This window comes from Propionivibrio pelophilus DSM 12018 (assembly GCF_059569095.1).
Genome location: NZ_JCANUT010000024.1, coordinates 42,834 through 49,968, shown reverse-complemented (window position 1 = coordinate 49,968; position 7,135 = coordinate 42,834). Strand labels below are relative to the sequence as shown.

General features: G+C 61.7%; 7 protein-coding genes. 5 read left to right on the top strand and 2 right to left on the bottom strand.

Going from position 1 to position 7,135, the window contains the following annotated elements:
• The coding region (locus BO74_RS11470; protein ID WP_496442467.1) for a transposase at window positions 1–212 on the top strand (212 nt) is incomplete at its 5' end.
• Between the two features lie 84 nt (window positions 213–296).
• Here the strand turns inward: BO74_RS11470 and BO74_RS11465 are convergent.
• Window positions 297–746 carry a nuclease-related domain-containing protein gene (locus tag BO74_RS11465; RefSeq protein ID WP_496442465.1) on the bottom strand — a complete coding sequence of 150 codons (450 nt, stop codon included), beginning with the start codon at window positions 744–746 and terminating at the stop codon, window positions 297–299.
• A gap of 151 nt (window positions 747–897) precedes the next feature.
• Between BO74_RS11465 and BO74_RS11460 the strand changes: the two genes are divergently transcribed.
• Together BO74_RS11460 and BO74_RS11455 are read left to right on the top strand one after the other, a co-directional pair.
• On the top strand, window positions 898–1,239 hold the full coding sequence (locus BO74_RS11460; protein WP_496442463.1) for a helix-turn-helix domain-containing protein: 342 nt from the start codon (window positions 898–900) through the stop codon (window positions 1,237–1,239).
• The gene (locus BO74_RS11455; protein ID WP_496442461.1) at window positions 1,239–2,522 is read left to right on the top strand and encodes a type II toxin-antitoxin system HipA family toxin; all 1,284 of its coding nucleotides are present in this window, start codon (window positions 1,239–1,241) and stop codon (window positions 2,520–2,522) included. The genes BO74_RS11460 and BO74_RS11455 overlap by 1 nt, the downstream gene beginning before the upstream one ends.
• Before the next feature lie 37 nt (window positions 2,523–2,559).
• On the opposite strand, the gene BO74_RS11450 is transcribed toward BO74_RS11455, so the two are convergent.
• Complete coding sequence (locus BO74_RS11450; protein ID WP_496442459.1) at window positions 2,560–3,162, bottom strand: YitT family protein; 603 nt, start codon at window positions 3,160–3,162, stop codon at window positions 2,560–2,562.
• A gap of 125 nt (window positions 3,163–3,287) precedes the next feature.
• On the opposite strand from BO74_RS11450, the gene ubiB reads away from it, so the two are divergent.
• Together ubiB and BO74_RS11440 are read left to right on the top strand one after the other, a co-directional pair.
• Window positions 3,288–4,820 carry a ubiquinone biosynthesis regulatory protein kinase UbiB gene (ubiB, locus tag BO74_RS11445; protein WP_496442457.1) on the top strand — a complete coding sequence of 511 codons (1,533 nt, stop codon included), beginning with the start codon at window positions 3,288–3,290 and terminating at the stop codon, window positions 4,818–4,820.
• Window positions 4,821–5,015: 195 nt separating this feature from the next.
• Complete coding sequence (locus tag BO74_RS11440) at window positions 5,016–7,010, top strand: UvrD-helicase domain-containing protein (RefSeq protein WP_496442455.1); 1,995 nt, start codon at window positions 5,016–5,018, stop codon at window positions 7,008–7,010.
• Window positions 7,011–7,135 lie beyond the last annotated feature (125 nt).

Sequence of the window (7,135 nt, the reverse complement as noted above, 5' to 3'; positions counted from 1 at the left end):
TGACCGAGGCCGACAAAGCAACGAACCGGCGCAAGTCCAGTATTCGTTCCAAGGTCGAGCATCCCTTCCTGACGCTCAAACGTCTCTGGGGCTTTGCCAAGGTGCGTTATCGCGGTCTCGCCAAGAACGCCAACCGGGCCTTCGCCATGCTGGCGATGATCAATCTCAACAAATGGGGCAGACCTCTGACAGGAGAGGTGCGTCCGGCATGAGCCGGATACGGGGAAATTCCCCGCATCCGTGCCCAAAGCCGGCGACTTATACGATGAAAAATCGATTTCTTTCACCATTTCGGCTCAATATTGAAGCGCCGCCAAGTTTTTCAGTGGCTTGTTCGGCGTTTCCTTAGATTCTTCAACGCCGAGGAATTCTTGTAGCACCTTTATATGCCGATAGTTCTGGTGCAGAGGATTTTGGAATCTGTATTTCTTTCCAAACAGGCTTTGCGTCCATTGAGGACTTTTTGCGTCTCCAAAAATCCAGCCGTCCATGTTTTTCGATTCAATGACGAATATTCCGTACTTCGAGACGATGACGTGGTCAATCTGTGTCGTGCCGTTTCTGGTCTGAAGAGTGACGTTGTTGAGCGGAAAGTAGATCTTCGGGTCCAGCAGCAATTTGTGCGCCACTGATCCGACGGCCTCGCCGATCCAGCCTTTGACGAATGATTTTAATGACATGTTCAAAAGTGTCGCTGTATGCCAGAAAGTTGGCCAAGCAAAAGGATAAACAGGGATGCGCGGCATTGGAAGCGCCATTCTTCGGGACCATGCGTAATTGGGGACGCACCACAATTGTTTTTGGCGATCGATTGTTACTCACCCGCGCTACGTTGCTACTAGTTTTAAAATGAGCTTTATATTGCGCAAAATTAGTTTTTAGTGCAAATTTACGCTCATGAAGATCGATCAAAAGTCCGCCATCTCCGAAGAGTTGCTTGCCCAGTTGCAAGACCTCGGTTTGCGCCTGTCTCGGCTCCGGATTGCGCGGGGCGTCCGGCAGGAGGAGGCCGCGCTGCGGGCCGGGATTTCCCGCCGTACCGTTGTCGCCATTGAAAGCGGGGCGCCGAGCGTTGCCATTGGCCAGATCATTCGGTTGCTGGACGCGATAGCGCCCGGCAAGACGTTGTTCAGCCTGTTCGTGGAAACCGATCCCGCGGTCGTCGCGCTGGCGCACGCCGAGCAACGTCAGCGCGCCCGCAAGCTTTCACCGGATCGCTTGAAGGAGCTGGATTTCTGATGCGGAAAGCACAGGCCGGGAAGACGCTGGGCGTTTTCATCCATCTGGCGGGCGATTTCGTTCCCGCGGGCTTGCTGACGCTGCTGGAGCAGCACGGCGAACTCCTGGCGTCGCGTTTCAGCTATGGCTTGCGCTATCTCGACCGGCACAATGCCGCGCCTGTCGATCCGGTGAGCCTGCCGATTCATGGCGCGAACACGCCCGAGAGAGGCACCGAGCTATTTCCGGCGGAAGGGCTGGTGCTGTTCGGCGGCATCCGCGACGCGGCCCCGGACGGCTGGGGGCGGCGGGTCATCGAATCGCGGCTTCAAGCGCCGCTGAACAGCCTGCCGGAATCGACCTATCTTCTGGAAGCCGGAAGTGAACGCGCCGGGGCGCTGGATATCCGCCCGTCGATTGCTTCTGCCGCCAAGGTGGCGCACGGCGCAAGCATCCAGAGCCTTGACTATCTGCTGCAGGCCGCCGAGCGGATCGAGGAAGGATTGCCGGTTCCGGGGAGTCTTGAAGACTTCTTCGACGCGGCCAGTTCGATGGGGGGCATGCGGCCCAAGGCAACCGTCCAGGACGCCGAGGGGAATCTGTGGCTCGCAAAGTTCCCGGCCCGCAGCGATACGGCGATCGATGTGCCCGTCATCGAGGCGGCGACGATGCTACTGGCGAAGGAGGCCGGCCTGGACGTGCCCCCCATCTACACCGAGGCGCTCGGGAAGAGAACGGTCATGCTGATCCGTCGTTTTGACCGGGTCCGGCAGGATGGCCGGATGCACCGTCGCCACATGGTCAGCGCGCTGACCCTGCTGGGATGCCATGAATCCGAGTCGCCGCAGCGCAGTTACGGCGATATCGCGGATCGCATCCGGCGCTACGGCGTGGCGGAAAAAATCGTGGCCGATCAGGAGGAGTTGTTCGGACGCATGGTGTTCAACATCTTCGTCACCAATGACGACGACCATCTTCGCAACCATGCTTTCCTCTGGGATGGCGAGCGTCGGGGATGGGCGCTATCGCCGCTCTACGATGTGATGCCGCGCCCGATGCTGGCCACGCAGCGAAACCTGCATCTTGGCATCGGCGCGCAAGGGCGGTTGGCGACCGTCGACAACGCGTTGTCTGCCTACGCGCGTTTTGGCCTGACGCGGGTTCGTGCTGAGGAAATCATCGATCGCATCTGGCGAATTGTGCGTCAATGGCGGATGCACTTTGAGGGTTACGGCGTACCCGGTGGGCAGATCGAGAAGGTTACCAGCGCCTTCCGGCACATCGACGAGATCCGGGGGCAATGACAAGTCATGGCGCGCAAGCGCCGCCGAGCGCCTGTTTCTACTGCCCGAAATACCGCCCCGGCCGGTGATTGACGATCAGCACCAGGTTCATCACCAGCGCGCCGAGGACCGACAGGGCGGCGCGGCGCAGGTCGGTGATGACGAAGGCGGCGCAGACGATGGCGACGTCGGTGGCCATCAGCAGCTTGCCGGCACTCCAGCCGTGGCGCTTCTGCATGAAGATCGCCAGGATGCCGATGCCGCCGAGGCTGGCCTGGTGGCGCATCAGGATCAGCATGCCGGCCCCGGCGAGCAAGCCGGCGAGGGTGGCCGAGAAAGCGGGTTCAATCGAAGCGATGGCGAACCAGCGCGGCAGCATTTCGCTGAAGACTGACAACATGAGCACGGCGCCGAAGGTCTTGAGCGTGAAGGTCTTGCCGAGGGCGCGCAGGCCGAGGGCGTAGAACGGGATGTTCAGCAGGAAGTAGAGCAGGCCGTACGACCAGCCGCTGGCGTAGTGCGCGAGGAAAGTCATCCCCGGCGTGCCGCCGGTCACCAGCCCGGAATAGCGGAAGAAGTTGACCGCCAGGGCCACCAGCAGGGTGCCTGTCAGCAGAGCCAGAAAATCCTCGAACGGGCTGTGTTTTGCTTCCTTGCGCATGTTGTTTTCCTTGGCGAGGGCGCGAAGGGTAATGGAGGTTCGGCGGCGGCGCAACGACGCATCGTTCACGGGGGACGCGGCGATTCGGGATAAACTCTCGGCTTTGCGTCCCGGGTTGTTTTCCCATGCGTCTTTTCCGTCTCGCCAAGATCTTCAGTGTTGCCCGTCGCCACGGCATCGACGAGATGATCGTCGAACACGAGCCGAGCGGCCGCCTGGCGGCGCTGTGTCGCGCCTTGCGTCTCTGGCGGCGGAACGGCGAGCCGGACGCCGTGCGCCTGCGCCGCTTTCTGGAGGATCTGGGGCCGATCTTCGTCAAGTTCGGGCAGGTGCTGTCGACGCGTCGCGATCTGCTGCCGCTCGACATCGCCGACGAACTGGCCAAACTGCAGGACCGGGTGCCGCCGTTTCCGGTAGAACTGGTTCGCTCGCAGATCGAAGCCGCCTACGGAAAACCGGCCAGCGAGGTGTTCGCCGAGTTCGACGAGACGCCGGTGGCCAGCGCGTCGGTGGCGCAGGTTCACTTCGCCCGCCTGCATCCCGAAAACGGTGGGCATGAGGTGGCGGTCAAGATCCTGCGTCCGGGCATGGAAGGCGTCATCGCTCACGACATCGCCTTGCTCGAGACGGCCGCCGGCGTGCTGGAACGCTTCTGGAGCGACGGTCGGCGCCTGAAGCCGCGCGAAGTCGTCGCCGAGTTCGCCAAATACCTTTACGACGAACTCGATCTGATGCGCGAGGCGGCGAACGCCTCGCAACTGCGGCGCAACTTCAAGGATTCCAAGCTGCTGCTGGTACCCGAGATCTATTGGGACTTCTGCACAACGACGGTGATGGTCATGGACCGGATGCACGGCATTCCGATCAGCCACACCAAGGCGTTGCTCGGGGCGGGCATCGATCTGACCGAGCTGTCGCGGGCGGGGGTGGAGATCTTCTTCACGCAGGTGTTTCGCGACGGCTTCTTCCACGCCGACATGCACCCGGGCAACATCTTCGTCGCGCTCGACGGGGCAAATCGTGGCAAGTACATCGCCCTCGACTTCGGCATTGTCGGCACGCTGACCGACGTCGACAAGAACTATCTGGCACAGAATTTCCTGGCCTTCTTCCGCCGCGATTACAAGAGCGTGGCGACGGCTCACGTCGAGGCAGGCTGGGCGCCGGCCGATACGCGGATCGACGAGTTCGAGGCGGCGATCCGCGCCGTCTGCGAGCCGATCTTCGACCGGCCGCTGCACGAGATTTCCTTCGGCAAGGTGCTGCTGCGCCTGTTCCAGACCTCGCGCCGCTTCAACGTCGAGATCCAGCCGCAGCTCGTCATGTTGCAGAAGACGCTGCTCAACGTCGAAGGGCTCGGTCGCCAGCTCGATCCGAACCTCGATCTCTGGAAGACCGCCAAACCTTTCCTCGAACGCTGGATGAGCGAGCAGCTCGGCTGGCGGGCGATGCTGCGCGGGATGCAAGACGAGGCGCCGAACTGGGCGCGTACCCTGCCGCAGTTGCCGCGGCTGGTGCATCGTGCGCTGAGGCGCGAAAAGGCAGCCGACCTCGCACCGGTCCTTGCCGAGCTGAACGCCACGCAGCGCCGCCAGAACGGCCTGCTGGCGTTGATTGCGGTCCTCCTGCTGGTGTCGCTGGCGCTGCGTTACCTGTAAAAGCCAGTTCTGGCGCCGGCCGGGCGGTGTTCCCGGTCGGCGCCGTGTTTTATCCCGAAAAACTCAGTTCTTCACCGCAAAGGCGCAAAGACGCGAAGGTTCGCAAAGAAAATCAATGGGTTGTTTGCTTTGCGATCTCTGCGTCTTTGCGGTGAGGTTTTTAAGTTTATTTGTCGTAGATCCTGTATTTTCAAGATGCCCGCCTTACTGAATCCTCCCCAGCGTGAAGCCATCCGCTACCTCGACGGCCCCTTGCTCGTCCTTGCCGGCGCCGGTTCCGGCAAGACGCGGGTGATCACCCAGAAGATCGCCTATCTGATCAACGACTGCGGCTTCAATCCGTGCAACATCGCCGCGATCACCTTCACCAACAAGGCAGCGCGCGAGATGCAGGAACGGGTTGCCTCGCTGCTTTCGACGAAGCCGGCCGGGTTGACCATCTCGACCTTCCACTCGCTCGGTGTGCGTATCCTGCGCGAAGAAGCGAAGGCGCTTGGCTACAAGCCGCAGTTCTCGATCTTCGATTCGACCGACTGTTTCGGGATCATTTCCGACCTCTCCGGCAGCGTCGACAAGGCGACGATCCGCCGCCTGCAGTCGCTGATCTCCAACTGGAAGAACGCGCTGGTCTCGCCCGACATGGCGCTGAAGGACGCGCAGAACGACACCGAAAAGCTGGCGGCGCAGGCCTACGCCAGCTACGCGGCGACGCTCAAGGCCTATCAGGCCGTCGACTTCGACGACTTGATTTCCCTGCCGGTGGAACTGTTCCGCACGCAGCAACAGGTGCTCGACAAGTGGCAGAACCGTCTGCGCTACCTGCTGGTCGACGAGTACCAGGACACCAACGCCTGCCAGTATCACCTGCTCAAGCTGCTGGCGGGGCCGCGCGCGGCGTTTACCGCGGTGGGCGACGACGACCAGGCGATCTACGGCTGGCGCGGCGCCGACATCGAGAACCTGCGCGGCCTGCCGCGCGACTACCCGCAACTCAAGCTGATCAAGCTCGAACAGAATTACCGCTCGACGGTGCGCATCCTCAAGGCGGCGAACACCCTGATCGCGCACAATGAAAAGCTGTTCGACAAGAAGCTGTGGTCCGACCTCGGCCAGGGCGACCCGATCAGCGTGACCGCGTGCAAAGACAACGAGAAGGAAGCCGAGCAGGTGGTGATGAAACTGCAGGCGCACAAGTTCGAGCACCGCACGAAATTTTCCGACTACGCGATCCTCTACCGCGGCAATTTCCAGGCGCGCGCACTGGAACAGCACCTGCGCGACAACCGGATTCCCTACCTGCTCTCGGGCGGACAGTCCTTCTTCGACAAGGCCGAGATCAAGGACATCACCTCCTATCTGCGCCTGCTGGCGAACAGCGACGACGACCCCGCCTTCATCCGCGCCGTGACCACGCCCAAGCGCGGCGTCGGTGGCTCGACGCTGGAAGCGCTCGGCAAATACGCCGGCGAGCGGCACCTGTCGCTGTTCGCCGCCGCCTTCGAGGAAGGCTTCGCACACCGCGTGCAGCCGCGCCAGCTCGGGCCGCTGCTGGAGTTCTGCCAGTTCATCAACCGCTTCGAATATCGCGCGGCCAAGGAGCCGGCGGGGCAGGTGATCGGCGACCTGCTCGCGGCGATCGGCTACGAATCCTGGCTGTACGGCGAGGAAGAGCGGCGCGTCGCGCAGACGCGCTGGGACAACGTGCAGGAACTCGCCAACTGGCTGACGCAGAAAAGCGCGGAGGATGGCAAGACGCTGCTCGAAATGACCCAGATGATCGCCCTGATCAACATGCTGGAAAAGCAGGAAGACGGCAGCCAGCCCGATGCCGTTCAGCTATCCACTCTGCATGCCTCGAAGGGGCTGGAGTTCAAGCACGTATTCCTGATCGGCGTCGAGGAGGGCGTGTTGCCGCACCGTGAATCGCTCGACCCAGTGAAGATCGAGGAAGAGCGCCGGCTGATGTACGTCGGCATTACCCGCGCGCAACGTTCGCTGCACATCAGCTACGCCGAGAAGCGCAAGCAGGGACGCGAACTGATCCCGTGTGAGCCATCGCGTTTCATCACCGAAATGGGCAAGGACGACCTGCGCTTCTCCGGCGGCAAGAGCGACGCGCCGCCGGACAAGGCGACGGGCGCAGCGAGGCTGGCGGCGATGAAGGCGATGCTGGCGGGGAAGTCAGGGTAAGGTCGCGTTTGGTGATTTCCTCAAGAGGTTGAATTCGTCATTCCGGCGAAAGCCGGAATCCATAAAATTCAACGAACTGGACCCCGGCCTTCGCCGGGGTGACGAATAGTTCAGCGTTTCCTTAG